The 19,612-nt window shown below is 65.6% G+C and carries 22 protein-coding genes and 1 pseudogene; 10 read left to right on the plus strand and 13 right to left on the minus strand.

The window, feature by feature from the left end; genetic code table 11:
• Positions 1-146 precede the first annotated feature (146 nt).
• Positions 147-1,421, minus strand: coding sequence for a glutamate dehydrogenase GdhB (gene gdhB, locus NED97_RS05140; protein WP_252489651.1), 1,275 nt, complete (start codon positions 1,419-1,421; stop codon positions 147-149).
• A pseudogene (locus tag NED97_RS23325) lies at positions 1,418-2,513 on the minus strand (erythromycin esterase family protein). The gene gdhB and the pseudogene NED97_RS23325 overlap by 4 nt, the downstream one beginning before the upstream one ends.
• On the opposite strand from NED97_RS23325, the gene NED97_RS05145 reads away from it, so the two are divergent.
• Genes NED97_RS05145 through NED97_RS05155 form a run of 3 tightly spaced genes read left to right on the plus strand, consistent with a single transcriptional unit; the run spans position 2,463 to position 4,293 of the window.
• Positions 2,463-2,924 (plus strand): MaoC family dehydratase, encoded by a 462-nt coding sequence (locus tag NED97_RS05145; RefSeq protein WP_252489652.1) that lies wholly within the window; start codon positions 2,463-2,465, stop codon positions 2,922-2,924. The pseudogene NED97_RS23325 and the gene NED97_RS05145 overlap by 51 nt on opposite strands.
• 2 nt (positions 2,925-2,926) lie before the next feature.
• Positions 2,927-3,679 (plus strand): PH domain-containing protein, encoded by a 753-nt coding sequence (locus NED97_RS05150; RefSeq protein WP_252489653.1) that lies wholly within the window; start codon positions 2,927-2,929, stop codon positions 3,677-3,679.
• On the plus strand, positions 3,676-4,293 hold the full coding sequence (locus NED97_RS05155; RefSeq protein ID WP_252489654.1) for a PH domain-containing protein: 618 nt from the start codon (positions 3,676-3,678) through the stop codon (positions 4,291-4,293). Before NED97_RS05150 ends, NED97_RS05155 begins: the two co-directional genes overlap by 4 nt.
• 96 nt (positions 4,294-4,389) lie before the next feature.
• Here NED97_RS05155 and NED97_RS05160 read toward each other — a convergent pair whose 3' ends face one another.
• Both NED97_RS05160 and NED97_RS05165 read right to left on the minus strand, forming a co-directional pair.
• Complete coding sequence (locus NED97_RS05160) at positions 4,390-4,740, minus strand: DUF5658 family protein (protein WP_252489655.1); 351 nt, start codon at positions 4,738-4,740, stop codon at positions 4,390-4,392.
• Between the two features lie 204 nt (positions 4,741-4,944).
• Positions 4,945-6,720, minus strand: coding sequence for an acyl-CoA carboxylase subunit beta (locus tag NED97_RS05165; RefSeq protein WP_252489656.1), 1,776 nt, complete (start codon positions 6,718-6,720; stop codon positions 4,945-4,947).
• A gap of 323 nt (positions 6,721-7,043) precedes the next feature.
• Between NED97_RS05165 and NED97_RS05170 the strand changes: the two genes are divergently transcribed.
• A complete protein-coding gene (locus NED97_RS05170; RefSeq protein WP_252489657.1) occupies positions 7,044-8,147 on the plus strand; it encodes a hypothetical protein in 1,104 nt (367 codons plus the stop codon).
• A gap of 42 nt (positions 8,148-8,189) precedes the next feature.
• The gene (locus NED97_RS05175; protein ID WP_252489658.1) at positions 8,190-8,432 is read left to right on the plus strand and encodes a hypothetical protein; all 243 of its coding nucleotides are present in this window, start codon (positions 8,190-8,192) and stop codon (positions 8,430-8,432) included.
• A 21-nt stretch (positions 8,433-8,453) separates the two neighbouring features.
• Here NED97_RS05175 and NED97_RS05180 read toward each other — a convergent pair whose 3' ends face one another.
• From NED97_RS05180 to NED97_RS05190, 3 genes are all read right to left on the minus strand, one after another.
• The gene (locus tag NED97_RS05180; protein ID WP_252489659.1) at positions 8,454-9,329 is read right to left on the minus strand and encodes a class 1 fructose-bisphosphatase; all 876 of its coding nucleotides are present in this window, start codon (positions 9,327-9,329) and stop codon (positions 8,454-8,456) included.
• Entirely contained in the window at positions 9,326-10,114 is a 789-nt protein-coding gene (locus tag NED97_RS05185) for a class I fructose-bisphosphate aldolase (RefSeq protein ID WP_252489660.1), read from the minus strand. Before NED97_RS05185 ends, NED97_RS05180 begins: the two co-directional genes overlap by 4 nt.
• Before the next feature lie 166 nt (positions 10,115-10,280).
• Positions 10,281-10,964: a DUF7409 domain-containing protein gene (locus NED97_RS05190; protein ID WP_252489661.1), complete on the minus strand. Its 684-nt coding sequence runs from the start codon at positions 10,962-10,964 to the stop codon at positions 10,281-10,283.
• Positions 10,965-11,101: 137 nt separating this feature from the next.
• Between NED97_RS05190 and NED97_RS05195 the strand changes: the two genes are divergently transcribed.
• Positions 11,102-11,956, plus strand: coding sequence for a 3-hydroxyacyl-CoA dehydrogenase family protein (locus NED97_RS05195; RefSeq protein ID WP_252489662.1), 855 nt, complete (start codon positions 11,102-11,104; stop codon positions 11,954-11,956).
• A 51-nt stretch (positions 11,957-12,007) separates the two neighbouring features.
• Positions 12,008-12,457, plus strand: a complete 450-nt coding sequence (locus NED97_RS05200; protein ID WP_252489663.1) for a hypothetical protein — start codon at positions 12,008-12,010, stop codon at positions 12,455-12,457.
• A gap of 10 nt (positions 12,458-12,467) precedes the next feature.
• Here the strand turns inward: NED97_RS05200 and NED97_RS05205 are convergent, their stop codons facing one another.
• A complete protein-coding gene (locus NED97_RS05205; protein WP_252489664.1) occupies positions 12,468-13,514 on the minus strand; it encodes a phytoene/squalene synthase family protein in 1,047 nt (348 codons plus the stop codon).
• 136 nt (positions 13,515-13,650) lie between these two features.
• Between NED97_RS05205 and NED97_RS05210 the strand changes: the two genes are divergently transcribed.
• Positions 13,651-14,796, plus strand: a complete 1,146-nt coding sequence (locus NED97_RS05210) for an acyl-CoA dehydrogenase (protein WP_252489665.1) — start codon at positions 13,651-13,653, stop codon at positions 14,794-14,796.
• Positions 14,797-14,802: 6 nt separating this feature from the next.
• Here the strand turns inward: NED97_RS05210 and NED97_RS05215 are convergent, their stop codons facing one another.
• Both NED97_RS05215 and NED97_RS05220 read right to left on the minus strand, forming a co-directional pair.
• Entirely contained in the window at positions 14,803-15,105 is a 303-nt protein-coding gene (locus tag NED97_RS05215; RefSeq protein WP_252489666.1) for a PadR family transcriptional regulator, read from the minus strand.
• 32 nt (positions 15,106-15,137) lie between these two features.
• Positions 15,138-16,034, minus strand: coding sequence for a DUF3267 domain-containing protein (locus tag NED97_RS05220; protein WP_252489667.1), 897 nt, complete (start codon positions 16,032-16,034; stop codon positions 15,138-15,140).
• Between the two features lie 115 nt (positions 16,035-16,149).
• Here NED97_RS05220 and NED97_RS05225 point away from each other — a divergent pair, with 115 nt between their 5' ends.
• Positions 16,150-16,455: a DUF7111 family protein gene (locus NED97_RS05225; RefSeq protein WP_252489668.1), complete on the plus strand. Its 306-nt coding sequence runs from the start codon at positions 16,150-16,152 to the stop codon at positions 16,453-16,455.
• A gap of 78 nt (positions 16,456-16,533) precedes the next feature.
• Here the strand turns inward: NED97_RS05225 and NED97_RS05230 are convergent, their stop codons facing one another.
• The 3 genes from NED97_RS05230 to NED97_RS05240 all read right to left on the minus strand — a co-directional run bounded on the left by NED97_RS05230 (position 16,534) and on the right by NED97_RS05240 (position 18,008).
• Entirely contained in the window at positions 16,534-16,815 is a 282-nt protein-coding gene (locus NED97_RS05230; RefSeq protein ID WP_252489669.1) for a hypothetical protein, read from the minus strand.
• Between the two features lie 105 nt (positions 16,816-16,920).
• Positions 16,921-17,385 (minus strand): ester cyclase, encoded by a 465-nt coding sequence (locus tag NED97_RS05235; protein WP_252489670.1) that lies wholly within the window; start codon positions 17,383-17,385, stop codon positions 16,921-16,923.
• A gap of 293 nt (positions 17,386-17,678) precedes the next feature.
• The gene (locus NED97_RS05240) at positions 17,679-18,008 is read right to left on the minus strand and encodes a hypothetical protein (protein WP_345781225.1); all 330 of its coding nucleotides are present in this window, start codon (positions 18,006-18,008) and stop codon (positions 17,679-17,681) included.
• Between the two features lie 129 nt (positions 18,009-18,137).
• On the opposite strand from NED97_RS05240, the gene NED97_RS05245 reads away from it, so the two are divergent.
• Positions 18,138-19,577, plus strand: a complete 1,440-nt coding sequence (locus NED97_RS05245; protein WP_252490574.1) for a heme o synthase — start codon at positions 18,138-18,140, stop codon at positions 19,575-19,577.
• Positions 19,578-19,612: the final 35 nt, after the last annotated feature.

Genomic DNA, 19,612 nt, shown 5'->3' on the forward strand with positions numbered 1-19,612 from the left:
TCCGTCCGAACCCCGGATCCCGTTTCAGCCCGACCTCTCGCATCCCGTTTCAGTCTGAACGAGGGGTGGGCCCCTCGAGAAAAAGACACGCTTCTGCCACCGGCCACGGCCACCGCTCCAGCGATTGAAGATCGGTTCCGCACTCGCTACGGCCAGAGTCCGCGGGACTCGTGGGCTGCCGCGATCCGCGAGAGGGCGACTAAGTAGGCCGCGTCGCGCCAGGTAATATCTCGAGCGTCGTACTCCTCCCGGACGGCTCCCCAGGCGCGGAGCATCTCGGTCTCGAGTTCCTCGTGGACGCGCTCTAAGCTCCACGCGCGGCGGTTAATGTCCTGAAGCCACTCGAAGTAGCTCACCGTCACCCCGCCGGCGTTGGCGAGGATGTCCGGGATGACCGGGACGCCGCGCTCCTCGAAGATCTGATCGGCGGTCGAGGTCGTCGGTCCGTTCGCCCCCTCGATGATCAGATCGGCGCTGATCCTGCGAGCGTTCTCGCCGGTCAGCACGTTGCCGATCGCCGCTGGGATGAGGACGTCGACGTCGAGCTCGAGCAGTTCCGCGTTCGTGAGCGTCTCGGGGGCGTCGTAGCCCGAGACCATCCCCGGCGTCTCGTCGTGGTCCTCGACGTCGTTCGTATCGAAGCCGTCGGGGTTGTAGATCGCGCCGTCGACGTCCGACACCGCGACGATGGTCGCGCCGCGCTCGTCGAGATAGCGGGCCGCGTTGGCGCCGACGCTGCCGAAGCCCTGCACGGCGACGGTCGTGTTCTCGATGTCCCAGTCGTAGTACTCGATCGCTTCCCGTGCGACGATCCCGACGCTTCGGCCGGGCGCTTTCTCCCGTCCGTGGGAGCCGCCGACGACGGGCGGCTTTCCGGTGACGGCTCCCGGCGTGGTCTCTCCCTCCTGCATCGAGTAGGCGTCCATGAACCACGCCATCGTCTCCGGATCGGTCCCCATGTCGGGGGCGGGAATGTCTTTCATCGGACCGATGACCGGCCGGAGTTCTTCGGCGAATCGGCGGGTGAGCCGCTCCTTCTCCGTGTCGCTGAGTTCCTTCGGGTTGACGACGACACCCCCTTTCGCGCCGCCGAAGGGGAGATCCATCACGGCGCACTTCCAGGTCATCCACATCGAGAGTCCGATGCACTCGTCTTCGTTCACGTCGGGGTGATAGCGCAGTCCGCCCTTGTACGGACCCCGGACGCTGTCGTGGTGGGCGCGGTACCCCGTGAACATCTCGGTGGTGCCGTCGTCGCGCTCGAGCGGGATCGTCACCCGATAGACGCTGGTCGGGTAACGCAGCCGTTCGACGATTCCCTCGTCGACGTCGAGGTGCGCGGCGGCACGCTCGAGTTGACGGCGGGCGGTTTCGACGGCGCTCTCTGCTTCCGGTTCCGATGTAGGTTCAGCAACTGTCATTGTGATCCGATTGCTGCACCGCCTGGAGCGTCGATCGTAAGCGACCGTCGGTCGATCAGCCCTCCCTGCTGCGACCGCTCCCGGGTGCAGGTGTGGAGTGTCTGTGGCGAATTATAATCCTTGTCAATCCGCTCCGGTTCGTGCAATACTTGCACACTCGCTCTCGGTTCGGCTCCGATCGAACGCTCTGCGTTGCTCCGTCGAACGGGCCTTTCGTCTACGGGTTTTATCGCTGATTTCGGGGGATTTGGACGCCGTCTAGCGATATGGGCCGTCTCAGGACCCTCGCACAGAGGCATCGCCGTCGTCCGCAGAGAACCGCACGATAGCGTCCTCGAGTCCGGTCCGGTGAAAGATGTCCTCGTGGCTCCCCGCCCTCGCCTCGGGACCGTCATTCGCTCCATCGACGCGCCCCGCTCGTCGCCCGCGACGACGCTTCCGCGGCGGGAACCGAAGCCGACGACGGCGACGTCTGTCCCGTCCTCGCGGGCGAGCTGGCCCAGGTTCAGCTTGCCGCGTCGACCGTGTCGTCGCGGGAGCGTCGCCGACGTGGGTGCTGTGCGCCCAGACAATTCCCGGGCCGTCGTGGAACTCGAGCAGCCGTTCCAGAGTCTCGCTCGTGTGCCGGTCGCGCACGTTCCCGGACGTCCCCCGTCGCGGGCCATCTCGCGGTAGTAGGATTCGGCGTTCTCGGCGACGAGGGCGTTCTGGTCCCCCGCGAACGACTCGAGCGGGGAGCGGAGCCGCGAGCCACGACGGCGACGACCCGCTCGATCCGAGGACGAACGGACTGAGTCCTCGCGCAGCGTCCGGAGCACCTCGAGCGCGACGAACGAGAAGTCGCGATTCGCGAGCAGTCGGGCCGACAGTCGGGCCCGCGGGCGGTAACACTCCGAGGTTCCGTGGGAAGCTTCGCCAAACAGGACGACGTCCGCGTCGGAAACGTCTGCGACGAGGTCGTCGATCCCCGTCGTGACGAACTGCCGGCAGATTCCTCGGGATTGCGACGCGTTTTTGGTGCGTCTTGTCGACTCCGAACCTATGGTGGGATTGTACTACGAGGAGTTCGAAGTCGGCGAACCGATCGAACACGAACGTCGCCGAACGATTTCAGAGAGCGATAATCAACGATTCTGTGACATGACGATGAATCAGCAGCCGCTTCATCTGGACGAGGAGTTCGCTGCCGACACGCAGTTCGAGGAACGACTGGTCAACGGGCTCTACACGATGTCGCTCGCGGTGGGAATCTCGATTCCAGAGACGACCGACGGAACGATCGTCGCGAACCTCTCCTACGACGACGTCGAGCACCCGAACCCGGTCTTTCACGGCGACACCATTCGCGTCCGGTCGACGGTGGCCGACAAGCGCGAGACCAGCGACGGCGAGCGCGGCATCGTCACCATGCACGTCGAGGTCTTCAACCAGGACGACGACCTCGTCTGCGAGTTCGACCGCACCGTGCTCTCGCTGAAACGCGAGCACGCGGAGGACGCGTAACGATGGCGGCCTCGAGGGAACGAAGCGACGAGCGCGACCTCGAGTGGCTCTCGCTCGACGACGGCGAGGAGATCGTCTGGACCGACGGGCCCGACCGTCGAACGCTCATCCCGGCGTTCGCGATCGGCATCCCCCTCTCGATCGTCCTGATCGGGGTGTTCATCATCGTCGGGGAGTACCTCCGGGTGACGAACACCCACTACGTCGTCACGGATAACGCGGTGTACAAGAAAACGGGGATCCTCTCACGCGACGTCAAACGGATCGAACACGAGAAGGTCCAGGACATCTCCTACAGTCAGTCCGCGCTCGGCGCGTTCTTCGGCTACGGGACCGTCGAACTCACGACGGCGGGCGGCTCCGGCGTCGAAATGGCGTTCAAGGCGGTGCTCGATCCGCGGACGGTCCAGCAGCGGATCAGTGAACAGCTCAAGCGGCACCGTAGTCCGAGCGAGACCGGGGCGAACGACGACGTGCTCGAGGAGATCCTCGCCGAACTGCGGGCGATTCGATCGGCCGTCGACGCGCACGATTCCGGCGGGGTTGCCGAAACCCCCGATTCCGACGTGACCGACGCCTCCGGTTCCGATGGGGCGGAAGGAATCCGCTCCGTTCCCGAGGGGAGCTCCATCCCCGGCGCCCCCGCCGATAGCGACCCTGTCCGCGACGACGGCCGGGACGGCTCCCGCGACCCGAACGCGACGCGTGACGAGGTCCAGGCGCCACCCGGGGACGGTGACGGCTCCCGACGATGAGTACCGACGCCGCCGCTCCCGCCGATCGTCCCTTCGACGGCGCCGCTGGGACGACCGACCGACGTCTCTCGTGGCTGGCACTCGAGCCGGACGAGGAGATTCGCTGGCACGGACAGCCGCGGCTCCAGACCGTCTACTCGTGGCTCGTCCTCACCGCGTTCGGAATGATCGCCCTCAGCGCCCTGATCGTCTTCGACGTGCTCTCCGCCCGCGGATTGCTCTGGCTGCCGATACTCGCCGCGCTTCCGATGTGGCAGTACGCCCGGATCGCGAAGACGGTCTTCGTAATCACGGACCGACGGGTCGCGACCAGACGCGGCGTGTTCGGCGTTACCGTCAACACCGTCGCGCTCGACCGAGTGCAGAATACGACCGTCACGCAGGGTTCGATCGGCCGACTGGTCGGCTACGGGACCGTCGTCATCGAGACCGCCAGCGGCTCCGATCTCGCGCTCTGGAACGTCGACGGGCCGCTCGCGGTCCGGGCCGAACTCGAGCACTCCGCCGATCGTCTCGAGAGCGGGGGCGTTCCCGGAACGCCGGAGCAGTGGCGGGCCGTCCTCGAGGAGGTGCGCGGCTGGCGACGCGCGATAGTGACCAGCGAGGGCGACTGAGTGGAGCGACGTCGCCCTCGAGAATGCGAGCGGGGAACGAACGCGACCCGTGAGCGAGCGCAACGGTCCGAATAATTCCCACCGATTTGACGCCCGTCAGATGACCGTCGAGATCATGTAGGCGTTGACGAAGACGGCGATCGTCCACGGGAGGGCGAGGCCGGCCGGAACGATCGCCCGATACGCCCGGGGGAGCATGGGTCGACAGACGAGTCCGACGCCGATCGCGAGCGCCTTCAGGACGATCATTCCTCCCAGCCCGTAGCTGTAGATCGCGCTCCGGGCGACCGGGTTCGACTCGGCGAGGCCGAGGTGAAGTCCGACGAACGTCGTAACGATGTCACCGACCAGCGAGAGGCCGACGAGGATCCAGAGAGCGCGCTCGAGCGCGACCGGCGTCACCTCGACGGGCAACCAGCGGCGGGCGTGTGCACCATCGAAACTCATGAGACTCCCAACCGGAGTCGAACCGGTTTCGTACCACGGGGAGCGTGCGGCCGACCCACACGCCTCCTTTCATCACTCGGGGTATTGTTATGGCAGGCATAGAACGGGATAGGCGGCTGTTAAACGGTCGTACGCGGCTGAATTGCGGCAACGAAGGCTGGTGATCGGAGTGAGAGCGCGAGATCGAGAAGGGCGGCCGATCGCCTACAGAATAGTGCCGTGTTTCTTGTCAGGAAGCTCCTTTTCGACGTCCTCGTAGAATGCGAAGCGTGCCGCGAGCTCCTCGCGAAGCGTGCTCGGCGGGACGATCTCGTCGATGACGACCTCGCTGGCCATCCGGTGGACGTCGATGTCCTCGCGGTACTCCTCGCGGAGTTCCCGCTCCCGGCGTTCGCGTTCATCGGGATCGTCGATCTCGGAGAGCTTGCGGGCGTAGACCGCGTTGATCGCGGCCTCGGGGCCCATGATGGCGATCTCGCCCGACGGCAGTCCGATAACCCCCTCCGGATCGTAGGCCGGGCCGCCCATCGCGTAGATGCCCGCGCCGTAGGCCTTGCGGACGACGACGGTCTGTTTCGGGACCGTCGCCGAAGAGGTCGCGTAGATCATCTTCTTGCCCTGCTCGAGGATACCCTCCTTTTCGACCTGCGATCCGGCCATAAAGCCGGGCGTATCGCAGAGGTAGAGCAGCGGGATGTTGAACGCGTCCGACTTCCAGATGAACTCCGCGGCCTTCTCGGCGGCGTCGGGGAAGATGGCGCCGGCACGGTGGGCCGGCTGGTTCGCGACGATGCCGACGGGACGGCCGTCGATTCGGGCGTAGGCGGTGACGATCTCCTCGCCGTAGCCGGGCCGTAACTCGAAGTAGGACCCCTCGTCGACGACGCGATCGATGACGTCGGTCATGTCGTAGCCCTTGTTGGGCTCCTGGGGAACGATCGAGTCGATCCCGTCGGGCGAGGCAGCCGGCGGTTTCGGCTCCTGTCGGGGCGGGTTTTCGTCGGCGTTGTCCGGCAGGTAGGTGATCAACTGGGCGACGAGTTCGCGGGCGTGCTCCTCGTCGGTCGCGACCAGATCCGCGCTTCCCGACTCGCGGGCGTGGACGTCGGGGCCGCCGAGTTCTTGCATGCTGATGTCCTCGCCGGTGACCATCCGGACCATCCGCGGGGAGGCGATGGCCATCGCGGACATCTTCTCGACCATGATGGTGAAGTCGGCGAACACCGGCGTGTACGCCGCACCGGCGATACAGGGGCCGTAGAGCACGCAGACCTGTGGGACGCGCCCCGAGAGCATCGAGTGGTTGTAGTAGTACTTCCCGATCCCCTCGCGGTTGGCGAAGAAGCCGGTCTGCTGGTCGATCCGGCCGCCGGAGGAGTCCATCAGGTAGAACACCGGCTGGCCGGTCTTCAGCGCCCGCTGTTGCATCCGGAGGAACTTCTCGACGCCTTTCCCGGCCATACTGCCGCGTTTGACCGTGTAGTCGTTGGCCATGAAGTGGACGTTTCGCCCCTCGAACTCGGCTGCGCCCGTGATCAGGCCGTCCGCCGGGAGTCGATCGTCGGTATCCTCGTCGGTGTCGGCACCGCGCGGGTGCCAGTCGTCGAAGGCCGCGAACTTGCCGTCCTCGAAGAGCAAGTCGTCGTTCTCGCCATCGAACCAGAGGTCGAGTCGGTCGCGGACGAACAGCTTCCCCTCCTCCGGGAGCTGTTCCTTGTACTTCTCCGGACCGCCCTCGAGAATGTCCTCGATCTCCTCCCACAGCAACGCCTCGCGTTCGGTCGGGCCGAGATCCTCGTCTCGACCGTCGTCGCTCGCCGAAGGCGTCTCCTCCGGCGCCGAGTCGACCTCGCGGGTCGCGGTCGGTTCGTCGTCGTTACCGACGTACACTTCGACGGTAGCACCGACGTGTTCGGCCAACGCGGCTGCGATCGCCGATGCTTCGTCGTCGGACGCCCCTGCAGCGATACGAACGTTCATGGCAAGTGTTGCGTCGGGGGGCGCTAAAATCGTTTTCCCTCGCTGTCGGCGGGTTCGGTGCTGAATCACGAAATCGCAGGATATCGGGTTCCCTGACACACTCCCGAGAAACGAACAGCACCTGCAGGCACAACTGGTATCCTCAAATTCGGCTAGTTTCCCAGTAGCGACCGACTCTCTGGGTGTACGTGAAGATTAGCTATGACGACCCGGAGCAAACGCCGAACGAGTGCAGTCCCAACGGCCTCGCAGGTGTATCTGGAGTGAAGAGAGAACGTCTCGTCCGTCGGCTCGCAACGATCCGCGACCGACTGAACAGTGAGATGGACCGCCGTGAATTCGTCCGAACCCTCGTTACCGGCGGGTACGCAGTCGGAATGGCACACCTGCTCGGCGTCGAGGACTTTCTCGCAGCCGACGACGGCCAGGTGCCCGTCGTCACCGCGCTCGTCCGGTCGGATCCGGACGACCCCTGGTCACTCGAGGAGCGAGTCCGGGACGTTCCCGCCGAGTGGTACGCCGCGGTCGAGAAGGCGATCGAACTGAACGACCGCCTCTCCAGGACCGCGTTTACAGGGTATCTCGGCAGTGCGGTCGTCCCGGGTTCGTACGGCTCCGGGAGCGCGACGGTCTCCATCGGCGTCTCGAAGGACGCGGGCTCGATTCGAGACGCGATCGGCGACCTCGCGGCTGGGGTCTCGCTCGACGTCCAGACGATCGTCGACGTCGAGGAGGTCGAGGACGGCGCCGACTTCTACCAGCCGCGGATGATCGAGTCGCTCTCCGACGATCGGGTTCCGGCCGGGGTCGCCTGCGAGACGCCGTCGAGTCTGGCGACGCTCGGTCCCGCGTTGTTCCATCCGGACGAACGACAGCAGTACTTCGTGACGGCCGAGCACGCGTTCGAGGGTGAGACCGGCGCCAACGGCGTCCCGCTATCGCTGCCGCTCTCGACGGACGATCCCGTCGAACTGGGTGCGGTTGCGTACGATCACCCGATCGAGGACGTCGCCGCCGTCGAACCCGAGGGCGAACTCGTCCCCTCGACGTGGATCGACGCACCGGAGCCGGTCCAGGTTCGCGGCCAGCTTACCCGCTGGGGGCTCGCCGACCTCATCGCTCGAGACGAACGACTCGAGAAGGTCGGTGCCCTGACCGGCCACACGTCCGGCCGAGTCCAGGGGCTGGACGCGGTGACCTGCTTCACCGACGAGTTCTGTCGCCGCGGCCAGATCCGCTGGGGCGGCGAGATGGATCTGACCGACGGCGACAGCGGCTCGGTGAGCTACCACGCCGACCCCGAAGGAGACGGCGATGACGTGCTCGTCGCGGGATTCAACAACGCCCGCACCTGGTGGCCGGGCCAGAGCTACGTCTGGGGTGTCGCCGCCTACCGGATCACCGAACAGTACGGCTACCACTTCTGAACGCACGGCTCAGCAACGATAGACCCAGACCACCGATACCCGATGACCAACGAACACACTGCGCGGTCGACTCGTTCCGGATCCACTCTCTTCGCGATCGTCAGCGCCGTCGGTCGTCTCGTCGTTGACGCGCTCGTAATCGGACTCTGGGTCCTCTTTCTGACGCTCCTGTTTCTTTCGACCGGCTGGCCCTGGTGGGCGTTCTACGTCCTGTTGCTGGTCGGTGTCGGGCTCTACGTGCAGTTCACCGCCGGCTGGCAGCGATCGTCCGAGACGGAATCCTGACCGAGACCGAGAAGAAGCGTGCTAGGACTCGAGCGTCGACTCGAGTCGATCGATCAGCGCGGTGCTGCCGACGTGGACGGGAGTGCGCTGGTGGAGGTCGTCGGCTTCGACGGACAGCAGCGAGCCGTCGCCGTCCGAGGATTGGCCACCGGCTTGCTCGACGACGTAGCCGATGGGATTCCCCTCGAACTGGAGGCGGAGTTTTCCCTCCGGGCGGGACTCGAGTCCGGGGTAGCTGAAGATCCCGCCGTAGGTGAGCACCTGATTGACGTCGCCGATCATCGCGCCGCCGTACCGGAGTTTGAGTTCGTTCTCGATCTCGCGTGCGTACTCGCGAAAGTCGGGGGTCCAGTTAGGAACGCGGCCGCCGAAGCCGTAGACGGTCGGCTCGTCGGGGAGCGCGAGGTCGCGCTCGAGGACGGTCCGGTCGCCGTCGGCGAGTTCGTACTCGGTGACGGTCTTCCCGGTCGCGACGATCATCGTCGTGATCGGGCCGTAAAGGACGTAGCCGGCGGCGACGAGCGTCTCGCCGCGCGCCGGCAACGCGGCGTCGTAGACGCCGAAGATCGTCCCCATCGCGTTGTTCGACCGCAGGTTCGACGAGCCGTCGAGGGGATCGACGGCGACGGCGTAGCTGCTCGAGTCCGATCCGGGATCGGTCCCGCAGTCGAGCGGTTGCGGCCGCTCCTCGCTCGCGTACTGGCCGATCCCGTCGATCGCGGAGAGCCGCTCCGCGAGCAGGTCGTCGGCCCAGACGTCGGCTTCCATCTGGGTTTCGCCGCTGGGGTTCTCCCCGTCCGCCGCGCCGCGGCGACCGACGAGTCCCTGTCTGATCTCCGTCGCCGACTGACTGATCGTCGTGACGACTTCCTCGACGACTGGATCGGACACCGTCATTCCTCGAGTGCGGCGTCTGCGGTCTCCTCCTCGTAGATGACTCGCTCGAGGCCGTCGAGGATCTTGGTCGAGTCCTCGCGCTGCCAGACGTTGCGTCCGACGGCGAGACCCTTACAGCCGGCGTTGACGGCAGCTTCGACCGTCGAGAGGAACTCGTAGTCCGAGGTCTTCGAGCCGCCGCTCATGACGACCTTCATGTCGCCGGCGGCCCTGCAGGCGTGTTCCATCGCTTCGGGGTCGCCGGGGTACTTGACCTTCGCGATGTCGGCCCCGGCCTCGAGGGCGACCCGCGTCGCGTACGAGATCGTACTGGGCTTGGTGTCGTTCTTCAGACCCTGTCCGCGCGGGTACGACCACATGACGACGGGTAGATCGTACTCCCGAGCCTTCTCCTGAATGTCGCGGAACTCCTCGAACATCTCGACCTCGTGGTTCGAGCCGCTGTAGACGGTGAAACCGACGGCGTCGGCGCCGATTTCGGCGGCGTAGTCGACCGAGCAGTTGACCGCCGAATCGGGTTCGCCCATCCACATGTTCGACGTGCCGTTGAGCTTCAACAGGAGGTTGACGTCGTCCTCGTAGCTGGGGTAGTAGCCCTCGGCGATCCCCTTCTGGACGGCCATCGTGGTGACGGCGTCGTGAGTCGCCGTCTCGAACACCGTCGACGGGTCGAGCTTCTCCGGGACCTCTTCGAAGTCGACCGGCCCGTGTTCGAGACCGTGGTCCATCGCGAGAATCAGTGACTTACCGTCGCGTACGATCGGAGAGTCGTCGATCGGAAGCATCTGATAGATGGTCCGACAAGCGAGTATAAATCTCTGGTGGTCTACCCGATTTAAATTACTTACAGGCGTAGTAATACACGGTCGAACACGACGATTGTCCGCCGCAGTAGAAAAACCTGAAATAGTTTGAAATTACTCCGGTATCCTCCCGAGAACGCGAACCGAACTACTCGACGAGTTCACGCGCGTTGTAGCGCCAGGTTCGAACGTGCAACACGTCGAAGTCGAGCAGGTTCGCGACCGTCGCGGCGTCGATCGTCGCCAGGCGCTCGGCCGAGACGATCCCGGCCTCGGCCAGGACGGCAGCGTCGTCGGCGCTGACGCCGGTGACGGCGGTGATCGGCGTCGGCTTCGACCACGGCCGCTCGTCGGGACCGTCGTTTCTCGCCGCGAGCTGTTCGGTGTGGTCGTACTCGAACGTCTGCCAATCCTCTTCCCCGCTTTTGGCGATCCACTCGCGTTCCGCGTCGCCGAGTCCCCGGACTTCGCTCGAGCGGCGGTCCAGATCGTCGTCGCTCTCGAACGACCAGGGCAGCGAGAACCGTCGGCGAAGTGCGGCCGCGACTCCCTCGTCGACCCCCGCGTCCAGCAGCATGCGGTAGGAGTGCTCCTTGTCCGCGACGGATTCGGGGTCGACCTCGGCCGACGTGAGCGCCGCCCGCTCGTCGGCGTCGATCCTCGAGTCCGCGGTCGACTCGATCGACGGTCCGGACGCGCCGCTGAACAGCGATTCGATTGCGGTCTCGAGCGGCGCCTGATCGCCCGCCTCGAACGTGACACGTTGCTCGGAACCCTCTACGGTGTCCGTTTCCAGTTCGGTGACGACACACTCGTTGCTCACGCGATTCACCGGCTACCCGTATCTCACACCCACCCATCTTGAATATTTTCACTCGCTGAGAGGACGGGAAGCGCTCTTTAGAAAGACCTGTTCGAAGGCGAACACCTATCGGCATATTTACGGGAGCGATCGGAGAACTCGCTCGTATGGTACGGGATCAGATCGATCGAATCGGCGTCGTCGGCGCGGGGACGATGGGCAGCGGTATCGCACAGGTCGCCGCCACCGAGGGCTACGACGTCGTGCTCCGCGACATCGAACGGGAGTTCGTCGAGAACGGGTTCGACACCATCGACGACAGCCTCGGCCGACTCGAGAGCCGCGACGCGCTCGAGGAGGACCCCGAGACGATCCGCGGTCGGATCGAGGGAACGACGGTTATCGACGATCTCGCAGACTGCGATCTCGTGGTCGAGGCCGCACTCGAGGAGATGGACGTCAAGCGGGGCATCTTCGCGGACCTCGAGCGTGCCTGTGCGGAGGACGTGGTGCTCGCGACGAATACGAGCACGCTCTCGATCACGTCGATCGCCTCGGACCTCGAACACCCCGAGCGCGTAATCGGCCTGCACTTCATGAACCCAGTTCCGATCATGGAAGGCGTCGAGATCGTCGTCGGCGAGAAGACGACCGACGACGTGACGGAACTGGCCCGCGACCTCGCCGAAGACCTCGGAAAGACGACCTGGGAGTCCGACGACAAGCCCGGCTTCGTCACGAACCGCATCCTGATGCCCTGGATCAACGAGGGAATTCGCGCCTTCGACGAGGGCGTCGCCACGAAGGAGGATATCGACGCGGGGATGGAACTCGGGACGAACGTGCCGATGGGCCCGCTCACCCTGGCGGACCACATCGGCCTCGACATCTGTCTGCACGCCTCCGAGACCCTCCACGAGGAACTCGGCGACCGCTACAGGCCGGCCTACCTCCTCAAACGAAAGGTCGAGGCGGGCGACCTCGGCAAGAAGACCGGTGAGGGGTTCTACGAGTACGACTGATCGATCGTCGCGCTCGGCACTTTTATCTCAACGGGCGTGAACGTACGCCCGATGCCCTCCGGATACAGCCGCCGCCAACTCGTCGGTACGGCGCTCGGCGGTGCCAGTGCCGTGCTCGCGGGTGGATACACGTGGAACCAGTACGCGACGCGACGGCACCTCCGGTTCCGCCCGCTCGAGGCCGTCAACGAGTCTCCCGACTCCGTCACGCTCGAGATCACGGTCGAAGGCGACGGACGCGAGTCGCCGCGAACGGTTCGGCTGGAAGCCGTGGATGACGGGGACGGGGACACGAGCCACTTGCCGGGTCGCTGGATAAAACAGGCCAAAGAGTGGGCGATTCGGGCGGAACACGGCGACCAGCGCCTCGAACTCGGGGCCGCGACGATCACCGACCGACTCGAGGACTCCGGGTGGGGGCCAGACTGTGCGCACGTCGCGATCGTCGTAACGGCGGCCGGTGACCTCGAGAGTCGGGTCGCGCCCTCGGAGACCTGCTGAGGTCGCGGGGTCAGCGGTGTAGCGGCTTCTCGGACATCTCGCGGCGGAGATCGCGCAGGCGCGAGCGGGAGACGCCGTCCTCGAACTGCTGGATGACGGCGAACACTTCCGCACGGCAGATCTTCACGTCGCCCTCGCGAACGACGTCCTCGGGCCGCTCGCGGAGTTCGCGCATCGTTCCGACGGCGAGCAGGTACGGAATCGCCCACGCCGAGAGCCGGTTGCCGTGGCGCTCCGGGACGACCTCGAGATACCGATGAGCGTCGTCGAGGTAGTTCTCCGCACGGCCGGTAACCCGCCGGATGACGTTGGTGACGCCGCTCCGGTTGGCCTCCGCGGTCACCGCTTCGACGTCGACGTTCTCCTCCGCGAGCCACTCCGCGGGAAGGTAGACGTTGTTCTCATCGTGGTAGTCGCTCTCGACGTCCTTGGCGATGTTGACCAGCTGCAAGAGGAGGGCGAACGAGCGGGCGTTCTGGCGCATCTCTTCGGCCCGCTCGGGTGAGGCACTGCGAGCGACCAGCCCGGTGATGAGCGTCCCGACGGTGCCGGCGGCGTACCAGCAGTACTCCTCGAGTTCCTCGAGGGTCTGGAGGCGCAGTCCGCCCTCGTCGGCGTAGCGATCGGTAAACATCGCCATCCCGTCGACGAGTTCGCGGACGGGATCGCGCATGATCTCCCGGGGTTCCTCGTCGAGGGACTCGAACGTCCGCAGGACGCGCGGCGTCTCCGCGACGACCGTCCAGTCCTCGTCCGGGTCGGCGGGGATCCAGGGTTCGACGTCGTCCATGAAGGCTTCGACCGTAAGCGGATCGTCCGGATCGAGGAGGCGGTCGTACGCGGTCAGCAGTTCGGTCTGTGCCTCCGGCGGAATGTGGCCCGCGTCCTCGATCGTGTCCGCGACCCGACAGAGGAGATAGCCGAGACAGATATGTCTCGACATCGGTTCCTCGAGCCGATCGATAGTGATCGAGAAGGTCCGCGAGACCCCGTGAACCGCCTCGTAACACCACTCGAGGTCGGCGTCGATGTCTGTTTCGGGCTGGCCCGTTGTCATCTACTCGATATCGTTTCGTCCCCATCCCGGAAAAACACCGCGGTCGCGGCGGCATGTTCCGATCGACGAGGGTCACGCGAGAAAACGGGAATTCCGTTGCAATAACAATAAAGAACCGACCGACGAATACCGCGGTATGGAGTTCGCACTCTCGGCCGAGCAACAGCAGATACGGGACATGGTTTCCGAGTTCGTCGACGAGGAGGTCGTCCCCGTCGCGAGCGAGATCGATCACGACGACGAGTTCCCCCGCGACCTCGTCGACGAGATGGGCGATCTGGGGTTGATGGGGATGCCCTTCCCCGAGGAGTACGGCGGCGCGGGACTGGACTACCACTCCTACGCGATCGGACTCGAGGAGATCTCGCGGGGTTCCGGCGGCCTCGGGACGATCGTCGCCGCCCACACCTCGCTCGCGGGCAACATGCTCTACGAGTTCGGCGACGAGGACCAGAAGGAAGAGTACCTGACGCCGCTGGCGGAGGGAACCGATATCGGCGCGTTCGCGCTCTCGGAGGCTGGCGCGGGCAGCGACGTTCCGGCGATGGAGACGACCGCGAAACGAGAGGGCGGAGAGTACGTCCTGAACGGGGGGAAGCTCTGGATTTCGAACGGCTCGGTCGCGGAGACGGTCACCGTCTTCGCGAAGACGGATCCCGAGGCGGGCAACAAGGGAATCTCCTCGTTCGTCGTCCGGCCCGAGGAGGACGACGGCTTCCACGTCGAAGGTACCGAGGAGAAACTCGGCGACAAGGGCTGTCCGACGGCTGAGCTTCGCTTCGACGACCTCCGGATTCCCGAGGATCGCCTGCTGGGTGAGGAGGGCGAGGGATTCGTCCAGGCGCTGAAGACGTTGAACGGCGGCCGCATCACCATCGCGGCTCGCGGCGTCGGCATCGCCCGCGCGGCGCTCGACGAGGCCCGCGACTACGCCAACGAGCGCGAACAGTTCGGCCAGTCGATCGGCGAGTTCCAGGCGATCAAACACAAGCTCGCGGACATGGACACGAAGATTCAGGCCGCGAAGCTGCTGATGCACAAGGCCGCCGACAAAAAGATCCGCGGCGAGGACTACATCAAGGCGTCCGCCCAGGCCAAGCTCTACGCCTCCGAGGTGAGCCGCGAGGTCGCCAACGAGGGGATCCAGATCCACGGCGGCTACGGCTACACCAAGGACTTCCCGGCCGAGCGGTTCTACCGGGACGCAAAACTCAACGAGATCTACGAAGGGACGAGCGAGGTGCTCCGGAACACGATCGGCGACCAGGTGCTCGACGAGTAGGGCAGTTCATTCGGCTTTCTCGTCGGCCCCCGCCGCCTCGAGACAGTTCCGAACCCACGACCCGTGCTCGCGCACCCGCCGCTCTCCGGCCGCCGTGAGCGCGTGAACGTCGTGAATCCCCTCGGTTCGCTTCTCGACGAATCCCGCGTCGACCAGCGCCGAGAGCGAGCCGTAGAACGACTTCGGCTCGAGTCGGTCGTCGTAGTGGGACTCGAGGCGCGACTTGAGTTGCTGGCTGCGCATCTCGCCGTTGGCTGCGAGCAGGAAACAGATGTCTCGGCGACGGCCGCTCTGGAGCCACTTCGTCATACGAGCCACTTGTTCGGGGGGTCGCTCGAACGTTACGATCCGCCCGTTTCCGAGTACCACGTCGTAAAGAGCGCCCACGTGACGCCGCCGCCGAGTGCGATCCCGGCGAGAAGCCGGCCCCCGATCTCGAGCACGGCCGTTCCGTCGGCGCGGAGTTCGTGCCGGAGGAGGATCCAGCCGTTGGGCTCGAGAACGAGGGATCCGCTTCCGAACGCGAGCGACTGAAAGACGAGGCCGACCAGAACCGTCGTACTCGCCGCGAGCGTGCCGACGGTGCCGGTGACGGTCGTCGAGAGGAGGGCGGCACCCGGCAGTCGCTCGACGGACGTTCCGCCCGGGCCGTAGACGGCGAATCCCTGCGTGTCCGCGCGAGGAAGTTCGCCGACGCGCACGCCCGACGGGTACTGACAGAGCACGCCCGCCATCCAGAGATCGCCGATCGAGCCGGCGGCGTTCGCCGCCAGCGGGACGATCAGCAGCGGCGACGGGTACCAGACCATCGCAGTGAGACCGAGAGTGGTGATGACCGTGACCGGTGCGAGCAACACGACGAGCATCTGATTCCGGGTGTAGCTCGCACCTCGCGTCTCGGCGTAGGCGTACGGCAGCACGAAGTGGGAGACGCCGACGCCGTAGGAGGGCGAGTCACCGTAGCGCGCCATAAAGACGCCGTGGAGGAGTTCGTGGGGAACGACCACGAGAACGAGCAAGCCCAGCGCGCCGAGCAGCCAGCGGCCGCCGTCCGGCAGTGCCGTCCCCGTGACGACGATCGGCTCGAGCGACGTCCCGCGGACCACGGCGAGGACGATCCCGAAGCAGTAGGCGAGCGCGAAGAACCCGACCACCGAGGCGAGTACCCACTGGATCGCGACCGACCGGGTGAGCCGGAACGTCGCGATCGGGTCCCCGGAATCGGACGTGTCTGGCACCGAGGCTGGCACGCTCCCAACTCTCGAGGGTACCGAAAAAGGAATGTCGGTGTTCGCCGACCCCGGCGCGGCGGAAACCGACAGGTTCCCGGTGGTCGATTCCGCAGTATCGAGCATGACTGACGGCGATCGAACTGCCGAAGCCAGCGGAATCAGGGCCAGCTACGACGAAACCGAGGCGGAACGTCTCCTCGCGTTCGAAGTGACCGACGCGAGCGCGGGCGGACGGACCGGTGGGACCGCCGCTATCGCCCAGAACCTCGAGGGGTACGCGATGTTGAAGGTGCGGCCGACGGCTGACGGCGACGAACTCGAGCGCTACTACGGCCTCGACATGGCGCTCGACCACGTCGGGGAACTGCTCGGCGTCTCACCGCACGACCTGCCGATTCCGGAGGCGGCCAAGGACATGGGGATGTGACCGGCTGGCGACGGCTGCCGGCGAGCGAACCCGTACGGGCGCCGTTGAAACCCTCCGAAACTGGCGGAAGAACGTCTATCACGGCCGACAAATAGCTTTCCAGTCGTGTTCCGTACCGGTCGAACAGTTCGTAATCTGATCGGCAACGAGTGTTAGCGAAAAGGTGAGGACGGCGTAAAAGAGGGTTCGAACCCCGCCGAGGATCGGCGTCCGGCCGACGGACGCGTCGACGTCCTCGCGGGCAGCGGTGACGAGTGCTTCGTCGCCGCCCAGCGAGAATCCCCGGACGCCGATCCGGTCACCGTTGACGCCACCGATCGTGCGCGCGAAGCCGGCCGCCGCACGCCAGTCGGCGACCACAGCGTGCTGATGAGGGAGACTGTCCGCGACGCGGTATCCAGTCTATTTCGATAGCTGGTATCCAGCGCGGCCGTGAAAACCCGTGTCGAAAAATGAAGGGTCCGTTCAGGCCTCCGCCTTCGTGAGATCCGTCGACGAGGGTAGGATCCCGAGTTGCTGGAGGAATTCCAGACTGTCGGATTCCTCCCGACGTTCGACGATCTTGCCGTCTTCGAGCCGCATGAGGATCATGTTCGACCCCGTGACCCGTTTGCCCGTGGGTTCGAACCCGGCGAACGGTCCGTCGTTCGTTCCCTCGAACGTAAACCGAACCAGGACTTTGTCGTTCTCCGCGATCATCTCCTCGATCGTCACCGTCGCGTCGGAAAACGCCTCGCGCGCGCTTTCGACGTGACGAACGAACCCGTCGAATCCCCTCGCTTCCTCGGGAGCGAGCGTCTCGTCCGATACGGGATCGTGATTGACTACGTTCTCTGCGATCAGTTCCTCGAGCAGCTCGGTGCGCCCCTCGTTGAAGGCGTCTTCGTAGTATCGCCGCACGACTTCCTTGTTCTCGTCTGGTGTCGTCATGGGGACTCACCACATTACGTACGCTTCATAGCAGCATAAACCAGTCTGAAATAGCCGTAGTCAGACCACCGGTTCAGACCGTCTCGGAGATCGGTACCGTTCGGTACCGACCGGAACGAGACGTGCGTCTCCGCACTGAGCGCTCGTTCTCCGCTCCAAATCCGCCGTAGTCCGTGCTGCGTTCGCACCTCGTCTTCAGCACGACCCTCCCGACGCACGTGTAACAGCCGTTTCGGGTATCGTCACCGCTGAACAATGCGATTTCGACGAGGGCGCGATTTGGACAGGGCCGTTCAGGTGACGAACGCGTACAGAAACAGCATCACGAAGTAGACCAGGACGAGCGTCCCGAGCGCGTAGAGCCGGAACCGGCGAATTTCTGCATCCTCCTCGAGGTAGGCGCGCTCGAAGGCGGCACGCTCGCGGTCGGAGAGGCGATCGGGGTGCTCGAGACCGCAGTGTAACGTCCGTAGCCGTCGCTCGTGAAACGGCACTCCACAGTACGGGCAACGGACGGTCGGCTCGCCGCCGCGAACCGCCACAGGCGGCGAGTCGGCGGAGCCGGGCGTGCCGGTGGCTCCGTTCGCCCCGCCGCGTGGGTCATCGACGTCTGGTGTCGCCACAGTAGGCTGACCTACACCCTCCTCGACGGTAGATGTTCGCCTCCGTCGGCCGTGCGCGCCCGGTTGCACCGAGAAATGGCGATAAAAGCGGGAACCCTAAATACGCAGAGTCGAACGGTGTAGACGAGAATAGCCGTGGCAACCGAGTCGTTTCCCCGCCCGATCGGTACGCGACGTCGTTTCACTGGACTGCTCACAGCGACTGCACTCGGCGTCTACCTCCTGTTGATTATCGGTGCGACGACCTCGCTCACGGACGCGGCCGCCGCGTGTTCGACGTGGCCGACCTGCCACGCACCGGCCGATCCCCTGAGTCAAACGGGTCTGGCGATCGCCTGGGGACACCGCCTCGCCGCCGTTTTCGTCGGCCTGTTCGTCGCAGCGAGTGCGGTCGCCGCAACGCTCGGCGACGCCTCGAGTCGCGTCCGGGCCGTCCTGCTCGTCGGCGTCGTGCTGTACGCCGTCCAGATCGGCGTCGGCGCCGCCACCGCCACGCTCGGACCCGCTGCGATCGTTCCCGGGCTTCACCTCGCGCTCGGCCTCGTGATCTTCACGGCCGTCGTCCTCGCGCTCGCCTGGGATCTCGAACTCGCGACCGGACGCGAGAACGACGTCATCGAGTCGCCGGAGCCGCTCGAGGTCGATCCCGCCGCGACGGATGACCGATCGCTACCCTCGGGTGGACTCGCTCGCGCCCGACTCACCGCGTTCGCGTACTTCAAAATGATGAAGCCGCGGCTGATGTGGCTGCTCTGTCTCGTCGCCGCCGCGGGGATGGCCCTCGCCGCCGGCCCGACGATCGACCGATACGTCATCGTCGCCACGCTCAGCGGCGGCGTCCTCGCGATCGGCGCCTCGGGGACGTTCAACCACGTCCTCGAGCGCGACGTCGACCAGCGGATGTCCCGGACGGCCGACCGGCCGCTGGCGACGGAGCTGATTCCGGTCCGGAACGCGCTGCTCTTCGGCTTCTTCCTGTCGGGGGCGTCGATGGCCGTCTTCCTGACGATTAACCCCCTCGCGGCCGCGCTCGGACTCGCCGCGATCCTGTTTTACAGCGTCGTCTACACGCTGTTGCTCAAACCGAACACGGTTCAGAACACGGTCATCGGCGGACTCGCAGGTGCGCTGCCGGCGCTGATCGGCTGGGCGGCCGTCACCAACGAGATCGGCCTTCCCGCGCTCGCGCTCGCGGGCGTCATCTTCCTCTGGACGCCGGCGCACTTCTACAACCTCGCGCTCGCGTACAAGGACGACTACGCCCGCGGCGGGTTCCCGATGATGCCCGTCGTCCGCGGCGAGACGACCACGCGAAAGCACATCCTCTACTACCTCGCCGCGACCCTCGTCGGAACGGTCGGACTCGCCTGGATCACGGATCTCGGCGCGCTCTACGCGACGACGGTCGTCGTCTTCGGTGGCATTTTCCTCTGGACCGCCGTCGCCCTCCACTTCGAGCAGACCGAATCCGCGGCGTTCCGCTCGTTCCACGCCTCGAACGCGTTCCTCGGCGCCGTTCTCGTCGCGATTCTCGTCGACGCGCTCGTGCTCACCACGTCGCTGTTCTGATTTTTCGCTCTCTGTTCCCCGGGCACGTGCAGGCG

Source organism: Natronococcus sp. CG52, assembly GCF_023913515.1.
Classification (GTDB): domain Archaea; phylum Halobacteriota; class Halobacteria; order Halobacteriales; family Natrialbaceae; genus Natronococcus; species Natronococcus zhouii.